We start from the raw sequence: 14,733 nt of genomic DNA on the forward strand, positions 1-14,733 counted from the left end.
TTAACTGAAAGAATTGATGCTAGACGATAGGTCTGCGTCGGTAGAATAACAGCCCTGGTACAGCTAAGCCAACCGCTAGCCCTGCGATAATGAACATCGATTTCAAAAAATTCTCCATCAACATCGCTAACAGTTCGGGACTATACCCAGCCCTATTAATCTCAACCATGGCAATCATTGCTTTAAAGGCAAAGACGCCCGGAACCATAGGAATCAACGCCGCAACTGTAAATACCTTAGGGTGCGCCAACAGTTTATGCGACCAATGCACACCAATCATGCCAACCACAGTCGCAGCAAAGAAGGTTGCCCATTCAATTGGAATCCCAAAGTGCATCATCAAATAACGGCTACCGTGACCGATAGAGCCGCCAAGTGCACAATAAATCAAAGCGCGTTGCGGAACGTTAAACACCAATGCGAATCCGACAGCCGGAATCGCTGCGAAAAACATATCGTTGAGTAAGCCTAAAAACAGTTCGAAGGTACTCATTAGCTCGCCCATCCCCAAACACCAGATAAACTCATTGCAGCAACAATGCCTAAGCTAGTCGCCAAAGTAAGCAAGCTTGCCATGGTAAAGCGAGCCAACCCCATATTGATGTGCCCTTTGAGCATGTCTGCAACGGAATTAATCAGTGGGAAACCCGGTACGAGCATCAATACTGATGAAGCCATTACGATGGTTGGTTGGCCACCAATATTATAGAGAACAGCTTGAGCAGAGATAGTCGTGGTGACAAAAGCTGTGATTGCAAAGTTTAACAGTGGGTTAAAATGGCGATGACCAATTTCCTGCCTGACGATCATGCCACAAGCAGACGCAATAAAGGTCATCATGAAAACCTGCCAATCTCCGCCCGCAAGACGACTAAAAGAAGCGCAAGATAGGCCAATCATTACGACCACTAACCAGCGGTTGTAGCGCTCAGGGCTGATATTTTGGATCTTTTTATATGCCAGTCCATAATCGAGGATCCCTTTCTCCATCATGATACACACGCGTTGAATGTCGGTGATCACCTGCATGTTGATACCACGATCTGCACAACTTCGAGTGGTCGTAATACAGTGATCATTCATTACTGTGGTCACAACAAGCGCATTGGCAGACAGGGCAACCTCGACCTCATCGACTCCACAAGCAATACCGATACGACGCATAATGTCGCCAACTAAAGTGCTTTCCGCGCCGTGCGCTAATAACATTTGCCCTGACTGAGCAACGAGCCTTGAGATCGCTCTTTGTTTTGATGCCATGATTTCCTTCCCATTGGCGTTAATACGTAAGAGGTAAATTTTGCCTTAACAATAAAACTCTGTTCATGATTTAGATACAAAAAAACCGCAATATTAATTGCGGTTTTTATCTAATTGGCTCAATTAGTCACGAACGTAGATAACATGACCGTCATCTTCTTCGTCATCCCAATCATCCCAGTCGTCATCATCTTCGGTAACGACATTTTTGCCGCTCATCGCATCTTTATGGTAGTCATCCCACATAAAGTCGACTTTTTCTTCTTCTGCAACTTCTTCTACTTCACGTGGTAGGTTCTCCATGAACTCACCAAGCTTGAAGCAAAGATCTTTAGTGCCCACCTTGTTCACTGCAGAGATCTTGAAGTACTCGTCTTCCCAGCCTAAAGCATCGATGATTTCTTGAATCTTTTCGTCAGCTTCTTCTTCCGGCATTAGGTCAACTTTATTGAACACCAACCAACGAGGTTTTTGTGCTACTTTTTCACTGTACTGCTCAAGCTCATCAATGATCGTTAGTGCATTCTGAATAGGATCAGAGCCGTCGATCGGCATGATATCGATCATGTGTAGAAGCACACGACAACGCTCAAGGTGTTTCAAGAAGCGAATGCCAAGACCAGCACCGTCAGCTGCGCCTTCGATCAGGCCCGGGATATCGGCAACAACAAAGCTCTTCTCAGGAACCACACTCACAACACCCAAGCTTGGGATCAAGGTTGTGAACGGGTAATCAGCTACTTTTGGCTTCGCAGCAGAAACAGAGCGGATAAAGGTCGACTTACCCGCATTTGGTAGGCCAAGCATACCAACGTCAGCTAATAGAAGAAGTTCTAAACGCAGTTCACGAACTTCACCTTTAGTACCCATTGTCTTTTGACGAGGAGCGCGGTTAACAGACGATTTGAAACGCGTGTTACCAAGACCGTGCCAGCCGCCTTTACCAACCATCACCTTCTTGCCATGCTCAGCAACTTCGGCAACGATTTCATTAGTATGGATATCAACAGCGCGAGTACCTACAGGCACTTTCAACGTGATGTCTTTACCACGTTTACCAGTACAGTTACCGCCGCGACCGTTCTCACCACGCTCTGCGTTGTAAAAGCGTTGGAAACGGTAATCGATCAATGTGTTTAGGTTTTCATCGGCTTGGATGTAAACATCACCGCCATCACCGCCATCACCACCGTCAGGGCCACCTTTAGCGACGAATTTCTCGCGCCAAAAGCTTACTGTACCATTACCGCCATCACCGGCTTCTATTTTTACTACCGCTTCATCAACGAATTTCATTTTTTAACTCCGCACTTACGTTGCGTTACCACTCATCAAGGAGTGATATAAATTCTAGCAGATCCGAGTTTAGATCGATCACCTAAGATCTAGGCCGACCTGCAACCAAGGAACAAATAAGGAGAGGTTCTTTGCTTGAAACTTGTTAAAGCTTAAACAAGAGCGTCTACTTTTTTATTCTCGTTATAAATAAAAAACCCTGCCGAATCGGCAGGGCTTTTGAATTCAGCTTGAAAGCTATAATAAAATCTAATTAAAGATTAAATTACTCAGCTTCGATGCTTACGAACTTACGGTTTTTAGGACCTTTAACAGCAAATTTCACTTTACCTTCAGTAAGAGCGAAAAGAGTGTGGTCTTTACCGATGCCAACGTTTGTGCCAGCGTGGAACTTAGTACCACGTTGACGTACGATGATGTTACCTGCAAGAACAGATTCGCCACCGAAACGCTTAACACCAAGACGTTTGCTTTCTGAATCGCGGCCGTTATTAGTAGAACCGCCAGCTTTTTTATGTGCCATTGTTAAACTCTCCTAATACTTAAGCGTTAATGCCAGTGATTTTCACTTCTGTGAACCACTGACGGTGACCAGCTTGCTTACGAGAGTGCTTACGACGACGGAACTTAACGATTTTTACTTTATCGCCACGACCGTGTTGTACTACTTCCGCAGTAACCTTACCACCTTCAACAAGAGGTGCACCAACAGCGATTTCTCCGCCATTAGCAACAAGAAGAACTTTATCAAATTCTACAGTTGCACCAGTTTCAACGTCTAATTTCTCTAAACGAAGTGTTTGACCTTCGCTTACTCGGTGTTGTTTGCCACCAGATTGGAAAACAGCGTACATATTTTACTCCGCTTTTTCCGCACAGCCTATGGTTGTTATTTGTACAACTCGGGTGTGCGCTAAACTAATCAATAGGGCGCAGATTCTACGGGAATCATGGCGCTATGACAAGCCATATTTTTAAAAAATTGGCGAAAACCTGTTCGCCAAAGAAAAGTGCGGCAATCATGCCCTTAAGTGATGTATTAATCAACGTTTTTTAGTGTATTATTCAACAATTAATACAACGTATAAACCTTACAGGGTCTAACTTCAGCCGGATGAACAATGGATTTTAAAGCTATCCAAACGCTTACTGCCAATGATATGGCAAAAGTGAATGAAACAATTCAAGCCCAACTTAATTCTGACGTAAGTTTAATCAACCAGCTTGGTTTTTATATCGTTAGCGGCGGCGGCAAACGCCTGCGCCCTTTGCTTGCTCTTTTATCTGCTCGTGCTCTTGGTTACCAAGGCGAAGCACATATTACCTCTGCAGCCTTTATTGAGTTTATTCATACCGCGACTCTGCTTCATGACGATGTTGTCGACGAATCAGACATGAGACGTGGTAAGGCAACCGCCAACGCAGCCTTTGGTAATGCTGCCAGTGTTTTGGTGGGTGACTTTATTTACACGCGCTCATTCCAAATGATGACGACGCTAGGATCTTTAAAGATCCTCGAGTTAATGAGTGAAGCGGTAAACGTGATTGCCGAGGGTGAAGTTCAGCAATTAATGAACTGCAACAACCCTGACACCACTGAAGAAAGCTACATGCAAGTTATCTATTCTAAGACAGCTCGCCTGTTTGAAGCTGCGACTCAAATTGGCGCGATCCTGACGGAATCATCACCAGAGATCGAAACGGCAATGCAAAACTATGGTAAATACCTAGGTACTGCATTCCAGCTGATTGATGATGTGATGGATTACACCGCAGATGGTAAAGAGATGGGTAAGAACGTTGGTGATGACCTAGCAGAAGGTAAACCAACCTTGCCTCTTCTGTATGCAATGCACAATGGCTCTCCTGAGCAAGCAAGCATGATTCGTGAAGCGATTGAAAAAGCCAACGGAATGGAACGCCTCGACGACATTATGGCTGTGATGAAAGAGACAGGCTCTTTAGAGTACACAACAAATAAAGCCTACGAAGAGGCCGATAAAGCCATCGCTGAGCTTTCTGTACTTCCTGACTCTGAATATAAACAAGCGCTAACCACTCTCGCACACTTAGCTGTTAAACGCAGCAAGTAAGCAGGTTAATAGACAAGTTTCTATATAAATAACAAAAAAGAGCCTCTGGGCTCTTTTTTAGTTTTGAACAAATATTTGTAAAGGAACCAAGTTCAATATCGACTAGCTTCCAATGATAGTGGCAGTTGAGCTTCAATTTCTTCAAGCTCTTCCATTGGCACTGCATATTGCTCATGCCCATTGTAAGTCTCTACTAAGGCATACTGCTCTTGCTCATCAATTACCAATACTTTTCCTAAGTGCCCCAAATATTCGACATTCATACCTTTCTGAACAGTAGCCATAACATTTCCCTTCAACTTAGTGTTAAAAGCGAATACGAGTAGCTTGAACTCTAGGATCAAAAAAGCCGATCATAATGACCGGCTCTTATTAATTAGCTTTAGGCTGAATTAAATAGCGTCTCGCTTACTTAGCGAATTCAACACCAATCTCGATATCGCCATTTAGCGTTTCAAGCATGCTGTCTAAAGCATTACGTTCGAAATCGCTCAATTCACCGTAGCTAAGGATAGCTTCTGCGCCCTCTTTACCTAGCTTAACTGGTTGAGCAAAGAATGGTGCGTGCTCGCCTTCACCTTCAACGTATGCACACTCGATGACGTTCTCTTCACCTTGTAGAGCTTTCACTAGAGCAAGACCGAAACGACAAGCTGCTTGGCCCATAGATAGTGTTGCACTACCGCCGCCCGCTTTAGCTTCTACAACTTCAGTACCTGCATTTTGGATACGAGTCGTTAATGCTGCGATTTCTTCGTCAGTGAACTCTACGCCTTCAACTTGAGAAAGAAGAGGAAGAATAGTCACACCAGAGTGACCACCGATAACAGGAACGCGAATGTCGCCTGGATCTTTGTCTTTTAGCTCAGCAACAAAAGTTTCAGAACGAATTACATCCAGAGTAGTAACACCGAATAGACGACGCTTGTCGTATACGCCCGCTTTCTTAAGAACTTCAGCAGCGATTGGCACAGTCGTGTTTACAGGGTTAGTAATGATACCAACACAAGCTTTTGGACATACAACCGCAATCTTCTCTGCAAGAGACTTAACAATGCCAGCGTTCACATTGAAAAGATCCGCACGATCCATACCAGGCTTACGAGCAACGCCCGCAGAGATAAGTACAACATCCGCACCTTCTAGTGCAGGTGTTGGATCTTCACCCGCGTAACCTTTGATCGAAACAGGTGTTGGGATATGGCTAAGATCAGCAGCAACACCCGGAGTTACCGGTGCGATGTCGTAAAGTGCAAGATCTGAACCAGCAGGTAGGCGATTCTTAAGTAGTAGGGCTAGGGCTTGACCGATGCCACCAGCGGCACCAATAACAGCTACTTTCATTGTTATTCTCCTTGAGAGCTTTCTCTTATAAATTCTTGGTAGGGTAATTCTTGAGCTAAATTAAAGTTAAAAAACTATATTAATCACAAAGTGATTACAATCAATTAACGCCAGCTTTGCGACTTCGCGCAAGTCAGTAAAACCGTGCTACACAGCAAGTTCGCATTATGGCGATAATCGACTGAAATAACAAAATAAGTCGTCGCAAATAACACATTATTCTATTAAATATTTACAGTGATATGACTAACAAATTACCGGGTTGTTTTGGCTAAAATTGAATATGTATGCGAGAATATGCAAACATCTTTGTTAATGAATAAGAATGACATATGCGCAATACAGAAAAACAAGACAACTTGGTTCGTGCTTTTAAAGCGCTGCTAAAAGAAGAACGTTTTGGTTCACAAGGCGAAATTGTTGATGCCCTTAAGCATGAAGGCTTTGAAAGCATCAACCAGTCTAAAGTCTCGCGTATGTTAACCAAGTTTGGCGCGGTTCGAACTCGTAACGCTAAAATGGAGATGGTTTACTGTCTTCCTGCTGAGCTGGGTGTTCCTACAGTTTCAAGTTCTTTGAGAGAACTTGTCTTAGATATTGACCACAACAATGCATTAGTTGTGATACACACAGGCCCTGGCGCTGCTCAACTGATTGCTCGCTTGCTAGACTCACTAGGTAAGTCAGAAGGCATACTGGGCGTAGTCGCAGGTGATGACACTATCTTTATCACCCCAACCCTTTCCGTTACGACTAAACAGCTATTTGACTCAGTCTGTGAACTGTTTGAATACGCTGGATAATTGCTCATAGTTTCATAATTATCAGCCATATAAATGGATCGCGAACATCTATTGACTTCGTGATCCAAATCACATCCTAGAATATCTCCCCTCCTCTCTACCCAGCAACACTAAACCGTTGATTTTAAAAAAGTCAGTAGCAAATTAAACACAAGATCTAGGCATCATTTGTTAGATTTTTTAGCTATATCTTTTAACATTCGAGTAATTTTCTGCCAATTTTTGATATTATTCAGACACTTTTTCATCACATGGATTGAAAAAGGTGCCGTTTCCAAATAGGAAACTCCAGAAACAACTACACTTGTTTCTGGGTTAATAATGAATAAAGGAAGGGAAATTCATGGCATTTACCAAACTTATCAAAGTTGGTGCTATTGCAGCTGCTGTAATGGGCGCTGGCGCTGTTAACGCTCAAGAGTTCATCACAATTGGTACTGGTTCAGTAACAGGTGTTTACTACCCAACTGGTGGTGCGATTTGTAAGCTAGTGAACAAGGGCCGCAAAGACCACAACATTCGTTGTTCTGTAGAGTCTACTGGTGGTTCAATCTACAACGTTAACACCATCCGTGCTGGTGAACTAGATTTCGGTGTTGTTCAGTCTGACTGGCAGTACCATGGCTACAACGGTACAAGTAAGTTCAAAGATCAGGGCGAGTACAAAAAACTACGCGCTATGTTCTCTCTACACACAGAACCGTTCAACATCATCGCTCGTACCGATGCTGGTATTAACAATGTTGCAGACCTAGCTGGTAAGCGTGTAAACATTGGTAACCCGGGCTCTGGTGACCGTGCAACTATGGGTGTTGTAATGGACGCGATGGGTTGGACTAACGACAGCTTCAAGCTTGCTTCTGAACTTAAAGGTTCTGAGCGTTCACAAGCGCTTTGTGACAACAAGATTGATGCATTCATCTACATGGTTGGTCACCCGAACGGATCAATCAAAGAAGCAACAACATCTTGTGACGCAAAACTGGTTTCAGCAACAGGTCCACAGATCGACAAGATCGTAGCTGAAAACCCATACTACGCATACAGCACAGTTCCTGCAGGTATGTATCGTGGTACAGACGCTGACGTAAACAGCTTCGGTGTTGCAGCAACTATGGTAACCACTTCAGACGTTTCTGATGAAGTTGCATACAACGTTGCTAAGGCAGTATTTGAAAACTTTGACACTTTCAAACGCCTACACCCAGCATTTGCTAACCTGAAAAAAGAAGACATGGTTAAAGCGGGTATCTCTATCCCTCTTCACCCAGGTGCAGAAAAATACTACAAAGAAGTGGGCCTTCTAAAGTAATTCTACTTTAAGCCTACTACACCAATAAGGAGGCTGGTCCTCCTTATTGGCTTTTCACGTTTTATAAAAATAACTTAAGTGAAAAGAGCAAACCTTTAAGTTTCTCCAATTTGGCGAACTTACCTTCGTATCAAGCCTAAGACAAAGACGAACAAAAAACGCATTTCCCTATCCATTCACTACACTAGATAGGAAAGAAATAACGTCTCGTTGTTCGTAAGAAAGGCAGACCATCAATAATAAGGATAAAGTACATGACGCAGACAACATCACCGTCTCCAGATGTGCAAGAAATGGTGGCACAATCAGACACTGGTGCGCGTAGCCCTCGCGGTATCCAAGGCCGTATTTTATGGTTTGTGCCTCTATGTTGGTCACTGTTCCAACTTTGGTATGCATCTCCGCTGCCGTTCATTTTTAACTTCGGAATTTTAAACGATACTGAAGCTCGAGCAATTCACCTTACCTTTGCTATTTTCCTAGCATTTACCGCTTATCCAGCTATGAAGAACTCGCCGCGGGACCATATCCCGGCAGTCGACTGGGTATTAGCGCTTGTTGGTAGTTTTTCAGCTTCTTATATTTACATTTTCTACACCGAACTTGCTGGCCGTTCTGGTGCTCCAACAACATTCGATATTGTTGCAGCCGTCTTCGGTATGATTCTACTGCTTGAGGCAACACGACGCGCTTTAGGTCCACCTCTTATGGTTGTGGCAGCAGTATTCCTACTTTACACCTTTGGTGGACCACACATGCCAGACGTTATCGCCCACAAAGGTGCTAGCCTGAACAAGGCAATGTCTCACTTGTGGCTAACAACAGAAGGTGTGTTCGGTGTTGCACTGGGCGTTTCAACGTCATTCGTATTCTTGTTTGTACTGTTTGGTGCAATGCTTGAACGTGCGGGCGCAGGTGCTTACTTCATCAAGGTCGCATTCTCATTGCTTGGTCACATGAAAGGCGGCCCTGCAAAAGCAGCCGTTGTGGCTTCTGGCTTATCTGGCCTGGTTTCTGGCTCTTCGATTGCTAACGTAGTAACCACTGGTACCTTCACCATTCCACTGATGAAGCGTGTTGGTTTCCCTGGTACAAAAGCAGGCGCGGTAGAAGTTGCGGCTTCAACCAATGGTCAGCTTACACCGCCTATCATGGGTGCTGCCGCATTCCTGATGGTGGAATATGTGGGTATTTCGTATGTAGAAGTAATCAAAGCAGCCCTATTGCCAGCTCTGATCTCTTACGTCGCTTTGATTTACATTGTTCACCTAGAAGCATGCAAAGCAGGCATGACTGGCCTACCTCGTCGTCACACACCAACTATTGTACAAAGCCTACTCTCTTTCACTGGGACCATTTTAGGTCTATGTGTTATCAGTGCCGCGGTTTACTACGGTGTCGGTTGGACGAAAGATGTATTTGGCGAAGCAGCAACACCAATAGTTACTGTGGCGCTATTAATCGCTTATGTTGCTCTGGTTCGCGTATCAGCAAAATACGCAGCTGAAGGCGGCATGGAGATCGATGCGGATCTAAAGGAAGTTCCAGATCCAGGTCCAACGATTAAATCAGGTTTACACTTCCTACTGCCTATCGTAGTGCTAGTTTGGTGTCTGACGGTTGAACGTTTCTCACCTGGTTTATCTGCCTTCTGGGCAACAGTGTTCATGATCTTCATCTTGATCACCCAGCGTCCTTTGATGACTCTGATGAACAAATCAGACGATCTTGCAGAGCAAACCAAAGCTGGTTTCATTGACCTAGCAGAGAGCTTGGTTTCAGGCGCGCGTAACATGATCGGTATCGGTGTGGCGACAGCGGCTGCTGGTACTGTTGTAGGTGTGGTGACGCTAACGGGTATCGGTCTTGTAATGACTGACTTTGTTGAGTTTATCTCAGGCGGTAGCATCATCCTTATGCTGCTATTTACTGCGGTAATCAGCTTGATCCTAGGTATGGGCTTACCAACTACAGCAAACTACATCGTTGTATCAACGCTGATGGCTCCGGTAATCGTGACTCTGGGCGCTGCGCACGGTTTGATCATTCCACTGATTGCGGTGCACTTATTCGTGTTCTACTTCGGTATTCTTGCGGATGATACGCCTCCGGTAGGTCTTGCGGCCTTTGCTGCAGCGGCAATTGCGAAATCAGATCCGATTCGTACTGGTATCCAAGGCTTCACCTACGATATCCGTACCGCAATTCTACCTTTCATGTTCATCTTCAACACCCAACTCCTGCTAATGGGCATTGATTCTTGGTGGCACTTAGCACTGACTATCTTCTCATCTGTGACTGCGGTACTTATCTTCGCAGCCGCAACACAAGGTTGGTGGTTCACTAAGAACAAGTGGTGGGAAACGGTGCTGCTTATTGCATTAACCTTCACTTTCTTCCGCCCTGGCTTCTGGTGGGACATGATTTACCCAGAGAAAGTTCTTTCGCCTGGAGTTGAGATTGCTCAAATCACAGAAAACCTAGATGTGGGACAATCACTTGAACTTAGAGTGGGTGGCGAAAACTTAGAAGGTGACTATTCTGAAAAGACAGTTCGCCTGCCGTTTGAAGATTCTGCGACCTCAAGTGAAGATCGTATTGCCTCTATGGGTCTAATGCTGACTGAATCAGAAGGCAAGATGATTGTTGATATGGTTGAGTTCGGTAGCCCAGCAGAAGCGGCTGGTATTGATTTCGATTGGGAAATCAAATCCGTTATCCAAGATGCAGATCGACCAATGAAAGAGTGGGTATTCTTACCAGCTCTTATCATTTTGATTGGTTTAGCGATGAATCAAAGAAGACGTGCTCGTAAGGATGAGATTAGCGCGTAATGGATAAGGCTGAGTAGTGCTTAGCGCTATTTGGCTTTATTACATGGAAAGGATAATTACAGTGCTAAGTGAAAGCTTAGCGCTGATTAAAAAGAGACGAATACATGTATAAACAAATCCTTGTTCCTGTTGATCTTAATGACAAAGGCTTTTCTGATAAGGCAGTCGAACTGGCGGTATGGCACGCAAAACACAGCAATGCTGAAATCCACATTCTGAACGTACTACCGGGCATTCACATGTCGATGGTGGCGTCTTACTTCCCGAAAGATGCAGCGAACCAAATGAAGCTGGATGTTAAAAATCAGCTGAAAGAGTTCGCCGACAAACACATCGACGATGAAGTGGTTTACAAAGTTCATGTTGCTGAGGGTAAAACCTACGCGACGATTCTTGATTACGCAGAAAAGCTTGGCGCCGACCTTATCGTGATGCCTAGCCATAAGCGTTCAAAAATCGACAAAGTGGTACTTGGCTCGGTTGCAAGCAAAGTAGTACAGAACTCACCAATCAATGTATTGGTGGTTAAACCGCAAGGTTAAGTCATTTAATCGACACACCATCTAAAAAGGTTGGCCTACAGGCCAACCTTTTTTGTTTTAATTCATGCTACATAGCTTTAGAGTCAATTCACTATGTTTTGCGGACGACCCGCAATAAAGCCATCAATATTATCCATTAAGATATCAGACAGTTTTTGAATCGAGCTGTCGCTGCCCCACGCCACATGTGGTGTCAGTAGTAAGTTAGGTAAGTGACTGTTAGCCAACAGCGGATTCGAGTTATCTGCTGGCTCTTGTGTAAACACATCCATACCTGCGCCTGCAATCTCATGTTTTTTCAAAGCCTCAACTAGGGCTTGTTCATCTACTAGACCTCCGCGCCCGGCATTAATTAATACCGCGCTCGATTTCATCATAGTCAGCTCTCGCTCTGAAATCAGATTTTGGGTCGCATCAGTCAATGGGCAATGTAGACTGATCACATCCGCTTGCTTCAATACCGTATCAAAAGGCAGATACCCTTCTCGACAAGACTCTGCTCCTTTTCGCTCGGCAAACATCACCTTCATACCAATCGCTTTGGCTAACATTGCGGTGGCTTGACCTAAGCTGCCACTGCCCATTAAACCCAATGTACTGCCAGCCACATCTTGAATCGGATGAGTAAAGAAGCAGAACTGCTTGTCCTTTTGCCACTCACCCGCCTCAATGTCTTTGTGATAACCAACAAGGTTTCGTTTAAGAGCGAATAGCATTGCGATGACATGCTCAGGAACCGATTGAGTCGCGTAGCCTTGTACGTTTGCCACTGCAATGTTTTTAGATTTGCAGTATTCCACATCGACATTGTTGACTCCGGTCGCCGAAACCGCGATCAACTTGAGTTTTTTAGTACCAGCTAGGTTCGACTCATTGAGCACCACCTTGTTAGTGATCACCACATCAGCTTCTTCAACTCGCTCAGACACTTGCTCAGGAGTGGTGAAGTCATACTCCACCCATTCATGCTCAAAGCTCAGAGGCTTTAAATGAATTTGAGGCGGGATGGTTGCTCTGTCGAGAAACACGACTTTCAACGTTGGCATTCTTCTTCCTTAGTTAAACCTATGAATCCATCCATTCTAAGCTTTTAGCTTACTGTAGTCTGGAAGCTCAGGCGCAATTTCAAAGTGCCGTTCGATTTGGGGAAATGCTTGAGGATAAAAGTCACAGGGAACAAAGGCTTTGAACAACTGATTATTCGCTGGATGATAAAAGCTCAACTCACACGCATGCAAAGCCAACCTATCACTGTATTCAAACGCTTCTGGTATCGCGTAAAACTCGTCGCCCACAATTGGATTACCTATTTCCATACAATGCACTCGCAACTGGTGGGATCGTCCTGTGATAGGCAGTAGCTTCAATAAGGTCGTTTGAGCCTCTTCTTGTTCCACCACATAACGTGTCTGTGAAGGTTTGCCATCATCCAAACACACTTTCTGCCGAGGGCGGTTCAGCCAATCACAGATGAGTGGCAGATCGATCAATCCTGCTTTTTGTTCAACCGCTCCCCATACGCGTGCGTAATACAGTTTGTGTGTCAGGCGATATTGGAACTGCTTCTTCAAGTGACGTTCTGCCTGCTTGTGCTTAGCCAGCAACATCAAGCCTGAGGTCGACATATCCAAACGGTGCACCACTTGAATATCAGCAAACTCCTCCACCAAGCGACTCCACATGCTGTCGTAATGCTCTGGCAATCTGCCTGGTACTGAAAGTAGGTCCGCAGGCTTATTCACCACCAGAATGTCGTCATCTTGATAAACAATATCAATCCAAGGTTCGCGTGGTGGTGTGTACTGTTCTAGCGCCATTGAAGCCTCTTATTTACTAGTGAACAAGTAATTCACAGTTAATTCGTTTATTAATAAATACAATTTTTGATGTTTTCGTACATAAAAGTTGACGCATTTACAAAACATGGTATTGATAGGGTAACGGAAAATAACAAGCCAACATCAAAGGAACAATGATGGACAGTACGGTTAAAACAACCACAACAAAAACCTCAGCTCCCCTATCCAGTTTAATTAAATCTCTTGGCCCGGGTATTATGATGGCTGCAGCGGCAGTCGGCGGTTCACACTTAGTTGCCTCAACCAAAGCCGGAGCCATCTATGGTTGGCAGCTCGCTGCATTGATCATCTTAGTAAACCTATTCAAGTACCCATTCTTTCGTGCCGGCATCCAATACACGCTTGGTACAGGACAAAGCTTGGTTGAGGGTTACTCAAACCTAGGCCGCCCTTACCTAGTGATCTTTTCGATACTAAGCGCTATTTCAGCCGTCGTAAACACAGCCGCACTACTGCTGTTTAGTGCGAGTTTGCTTAGCTACTTCATTCCTTTTGAGCTAGCAACCAGCACGCTTTGTATGATCGTACTCGCGACCTGCTTAATCATCTTATTTGCAGGACACTATCGTGCTCTGGACACTCTTTCCAAAGCGATCATGGCGATCCTTACGATTACCACTCTAGCCGCTGTCGCCATTGCTATCGGTTCACCTGTCGAACCGGATGCTGCTTTTGTTCCTCCATCACCTTGGTCATTAGCAGCTATTGGCTTTATCGTGGTGACCATGGGTTGGATGCCGGCGCCTATCGAGATTTCAAGCATCACCTCTATGTGGCTAAAAAGCCAAAAAGAGAAACAAGAAGTCACTGCTCAATCTGCCTTATTCGATTTCAACGTCGGCTACATTGGTACGGCACTGCTTGCTTTAGTATTTGTCGCTTTAGGCGCGCTGGTACTTCACGGTTCAGGCGTGGAACTGTCTCGCTCTGGTGTAGGCTTTACTCACCAGTTAGTTGGTATTTACGCATCGACGATTGGCGAATGGTCACGACCACTCATCGCCATTATCGCTTTCTTCTGTATCTTTGGTAGCACGATTACGGTTATCGACGGCTACTCTCGTGTACTCGCGGAATCACAACGTCTGATATTCAACAAAGAGTCGAGCCCGCGCATGCTACAAGGCTGGATTATCATTGTCTCTATCGCCGCACTCGCGATTGTGATGTTCTTTAGCGCTGCGTTAATGCCAATGCTGGATTTCGCAATGGTACTTGCTTTCGCAACGACGCCATTCTTCGCTCTGCTTAACTTCATCTTGGTGAACAAAGCTAAGCTTCCAGAAGCGCTAGCCATTGGCAGCAAACTAAAATGGCTGTCTGTCGCTGGCCTAGTTTACTTATTCGGTTTCTTAGCCGTATTTGTTTGGTGGAAATGGTTAATGTAACC

15 protein-coding genes are annotated in these 14,733 nt (G+C 44.8%); 6 read left to right on the forward strand and 9 right to left on the reverse strand.

The window, feature by feature from the left end:
• Positions 1-19 precede the first annotated feature (19 nt).
• The 5 genes from OH460_RS10270 to rplU form a co-directional block, all read right to left on the reverse strand.
• The gene (locus tag OH460_RS10270) at positions 20-493 is read right to left on the reverse strand and encodes a threonine/serine exporter family protein (RefSeq protein ID WP_269996991.1); all 474 of its coding nucleotides are present in this window, start codon (positions 491-493) and stop codon (positions 20-22) included.
• Entirely contained in the window at positions 493-1,260 is a 768-nt protein-coding gene (locus OH460_RS10275; protein WP_008220033.1) for a threonine/serine exporter family protein, read from the reverse strand. The genes OH460_RS10270 and OH460_RS10275 overlap by 1 nt, the downstream gene beginning before the upstream one ends.
• Before the next feature lie 123 nt (positions 1,261-1,383).
• A complete protein-coding gene (gene cgtA / locus OH460_RS10280; protein WP_269996992.1) occupies positions 1,384-2,556 on the reverse strand; it encodes an Obg family GTPase CgtA in 1,173 nt (390 codons plus the stop codon).
• A gap of 265 nt (positions 2,557-2,821) precedes the next feature.
• Positions 2,822-3,079 (reverse strand): 50S ribosomal protein L27, encoded by a 258-nt coding sequence (rpmA, locus tag OH460_RS10285; protein WP_004735905.1) that lies wholly within the window; start codon positions 3,077-3,079, stop codon positions 2,822-2,824.
• A gap of 19 nt (positions 3,080-3,098) precedes the next feature.
• Positions 3,099-3,410, reverse strand: a complete 312-nt coding sequence (gene rplU / locus OH460_RS10290; RefSeq protein WP_269996993.1) for a 50S ribosomal protein L21 — start codon at positions 3,408-3,410, stop codon at positions 3,099-3,101.
• A gap of 267 nt (positions 3,411-3,677) precedes the next feature.
• Between rplU and ispB the strand changes: the two genes are divergently transcribed.
• Complete coding sequence (gene ispB / locus OH460_RS10295; RefSeq protein ID WP_017061376.1) at positions 3,678-4,649, forward strand: octaprenyl diphosphate synthase; 972 nt, start codon at positions 3,678-3,680, stop codon at positions 4,647-4,649.
• Between the two features lie 92 nt (positions 4,650-4,741).
• Here ispB and OH460_RS10300 read toward each other — a convergent pair whose 3' ends face one another.
• Together OH460_RS10300 and mdh are read right to left on the reverse strand one after the other, a co-directional pair.
• The gene (locus OH460_RS10300) at positions 4,742-4,933 is read right to left on the reverse strand and encodes a hypothetical protein (RefSeq protein ID WP_017061375.1); all 192 of its coding nucleotides are present in this window, start codon (positions 4,931-4,933) and stop codon (positions 4,742-4,744) included.
• Positions 4,934-5,057: 124 nt separating this feature from the next.
• Complete coding sequence (gene mdh / locus OH460_RS10305) at positions 5,058-5,993, reverse strand: malate dehydrogenase (RefSeq protein WP_004740826.1); 936 nt, start codon at positions 5,991-5,993, stop codon at positions 5,058-5,060.
• Positions 5,994-6,325: 332 nt separating this feature from the next.
• On the opposite strand from mdh, the gene argR reads away from it, so the two are divergent.
• The 4 genes from argR (at position 6,326) to OH460_RS10325 (ending at position 11,484) form a co-directional block, all read left to right on the forward strand.
• Positions 6,326-6,796, forward strand: a complete 471-nt coding sequence (gene argR, locus OH460_RS10310) for a transcriptional regulator ArgR (RefSeq protein ID WP_004740827.1) — start codon at positions 6,326-6,328, stop codon at positions 6,794-6,796.
• A 343-nt stretch (positions 6,797-7,139) separates the two neighbouring features.
• Entirely contained in the window at positions 7,140-8,108 is a 969-nt protein-coding gene (locus OH460_RS10315) for a TAXI family TRAP transporter solute-binding subunit (protein ID WP_008220541.1), read from the forward strand.
• 254 nt (positions 8,109-8,362) lie between these two features.
• On the forward strand, positions 8,363-10,942 hold the full coding sequence (locus tag OH460_RS10320; RefSeq protein WP_269996994.1) for a TRAP transporter permease: 2,580 nt from the start codon (positions 8,363-8,365) through the stop codon (positions 10,940-10,942).
• A gap of 104 nt (positions 10,943-11,046) precedes the next feature.
• On the forward strand, positions 11,047-11,484 hold the full coding sequence (locus tag OH460_RS10325; RefSeq protein WP_004740830.1) for a universal stress protein: 438 nt from the start codon (positions 11,047-11,049) through the stop codon (positions 11,482-11,484).
• Between the two features lie 83 nt (positions 11,485-11,567).
• Here OH460_RS10325 and OH460_RS10330 read toward each other — a convergent pair whose 3' ends face one another.
• Both OH460_RS10330 and OH460_RS10335 read right to left on the reverse strand, forming a co-directional pair.
• Positions 11,568-12,530: a D-2-hydroxyacid dehydrogenase gene (locus OH460_RS10330; protein WP_269996995.1), complete on the reverse strand. Its 963-nt coding sequence runs from the start codon at positions 12,528-12,530 to the stop codon at positions 11,568-11,570.
• 36 nt (positions 12,531-12,566) lie between these two features.
• Positions 12,567-13,301, reverse strand: coding sequence for a pseudouridine synthase (locus OH460_RS10335; protein ID WP_269996996.1), 735 nt, complete (start codon positions 13,299-13,301; stop codon positions 12,567-12,569).
• A 158-nt stretch (positions 13,302-13,459) separates the two neighbouring features.
• On the opposite strand from OH460_RS10335, the gene OH460_RS10340 reads away from it, so the two are divergent.
• Positions 13,460-14,731 (forward strand): NRAMP family divalent metal transporter, encoded by a 1,272-nt coding sequence (locus tag OH460_RS10340; protein WP_269996997.1) that lies wholly within the window; start codon positions 13,460-13,462, stop codon positions 14,729-14,731.
• Positions 14,732-14,733 lie beyond the last annotated feature (2 nt).

Origin of the sequence: Vibrio sp. Makdt (assembly GCF_027587015.1) — a bacterium.
GTDB classification, from domain to species: Bacteria; Pseudomonadota; Gammaproteobacteria; order Enterobacterales; family Vibrionaceae; genus Vibrio; species Vibrio chagasii_B.

Bases quoted from the DNA above. Each gene is read 5' to 3' on its own strand.
- OH460_RS10320 (WP_269996994.1), top strand. From the start codon at position 8,363: ATGACGCAGACAACATCACCGTCTCCAGATGTGCAAGAAATGGTGGCA.
- rpmA (WP_004735905.1), bottom strand. From the start codon at position 3,079: ATGGCACATAAAAAAGCTGGCGGTTCTACTAATAACGGCCGCGATTCA.
- rplU (WP_269996993.1), bottom strand. From the start codon at position 3,410: ATGTACGCTGTTTTCCAATCTGGTGGCAAACAACACCGAGTAAGCGAA.
- mdh (WP_004740826.1), bottom strand. From the start codon at position 5,993: ATGAAAGTAGCTGTTATTGGTGCCGCTGGTGGCATCGGTCAAGCCCTA.
- OH460_RS10340 (WP_269996997.1), top strand. From the start codon at position 13,460: ATGGACAGTACGGTTAAAACAACCACAACAAAAACCTCAGCTCCCCTA.
- OH460_RS10275 (WP_008220033.1), bottom strand. From the start codon at position 1,260: ATGGCATCAAAACAAAGAGCGATCTCAAGGCTCGTTGCTCAGTCAGGG.
- OH460_RS10270 (WP_269996991.1), bottom strand. From the start codon at position 493: ATGAGTACCTTCGAACTGTTTTTAGGCTTACTCAACGATATGTTTTTC.
- OH460_RS10300 (WP_017061375.1), bottom strand. From the start codon at position 4,933: ATGGCTACTGTTCAGAAAGGTATGAATGTCGAATATTTGGGGCACTTA.
- ispB (WP_017061376.1), top strand. From the start codon at position 3,678: ATGGATTTTAAAGCTATCCAAACGCTTACTGCCAATGATATGGCAAAA.
- cgtA (WP_269996992.1), bottom strand. From the start codon at position 2,556: ATGAAATTCGTTGATGAAGCGGTAGTAAAAATAGAAGCCGGTGATGGC.
- OH460_RS10335 (WP_269996996.1), bottom strand. From the start codon at position 13,301: ATGGCGCTAGAACAGTACACACCACCACGCGAACCTTGGATTGATATT.
- OH460_RS10315 (WP_008220541.1), top strand. From the start codon at position 7,140: ATGGCATTTACCAAACTTATCAAAGTTGGTGCTATTGCAGCTGCTGTA.
- argR (WP_004740827.1), top strand. From the start codon at position 6,326: ATGCGCAATACAGAAAAACAAGACAACTTGGTTCGTGCTTTTAAAGCG.
- OH460_RS10330 (WP_269996995.1), bottom strand. From the start codon at position 12,530: ATGCCAACGTTGAAAGTCGTGTTTCTCGACAGAGCAACCATCCCGCCT.
- OH460_RS10325 (WP_004740830.1), top strand. From the start codon at position 11,047: ATGTATAAACAAATCCTTGTTCCTGTTGATCTTAATGACAAAGGCTTT.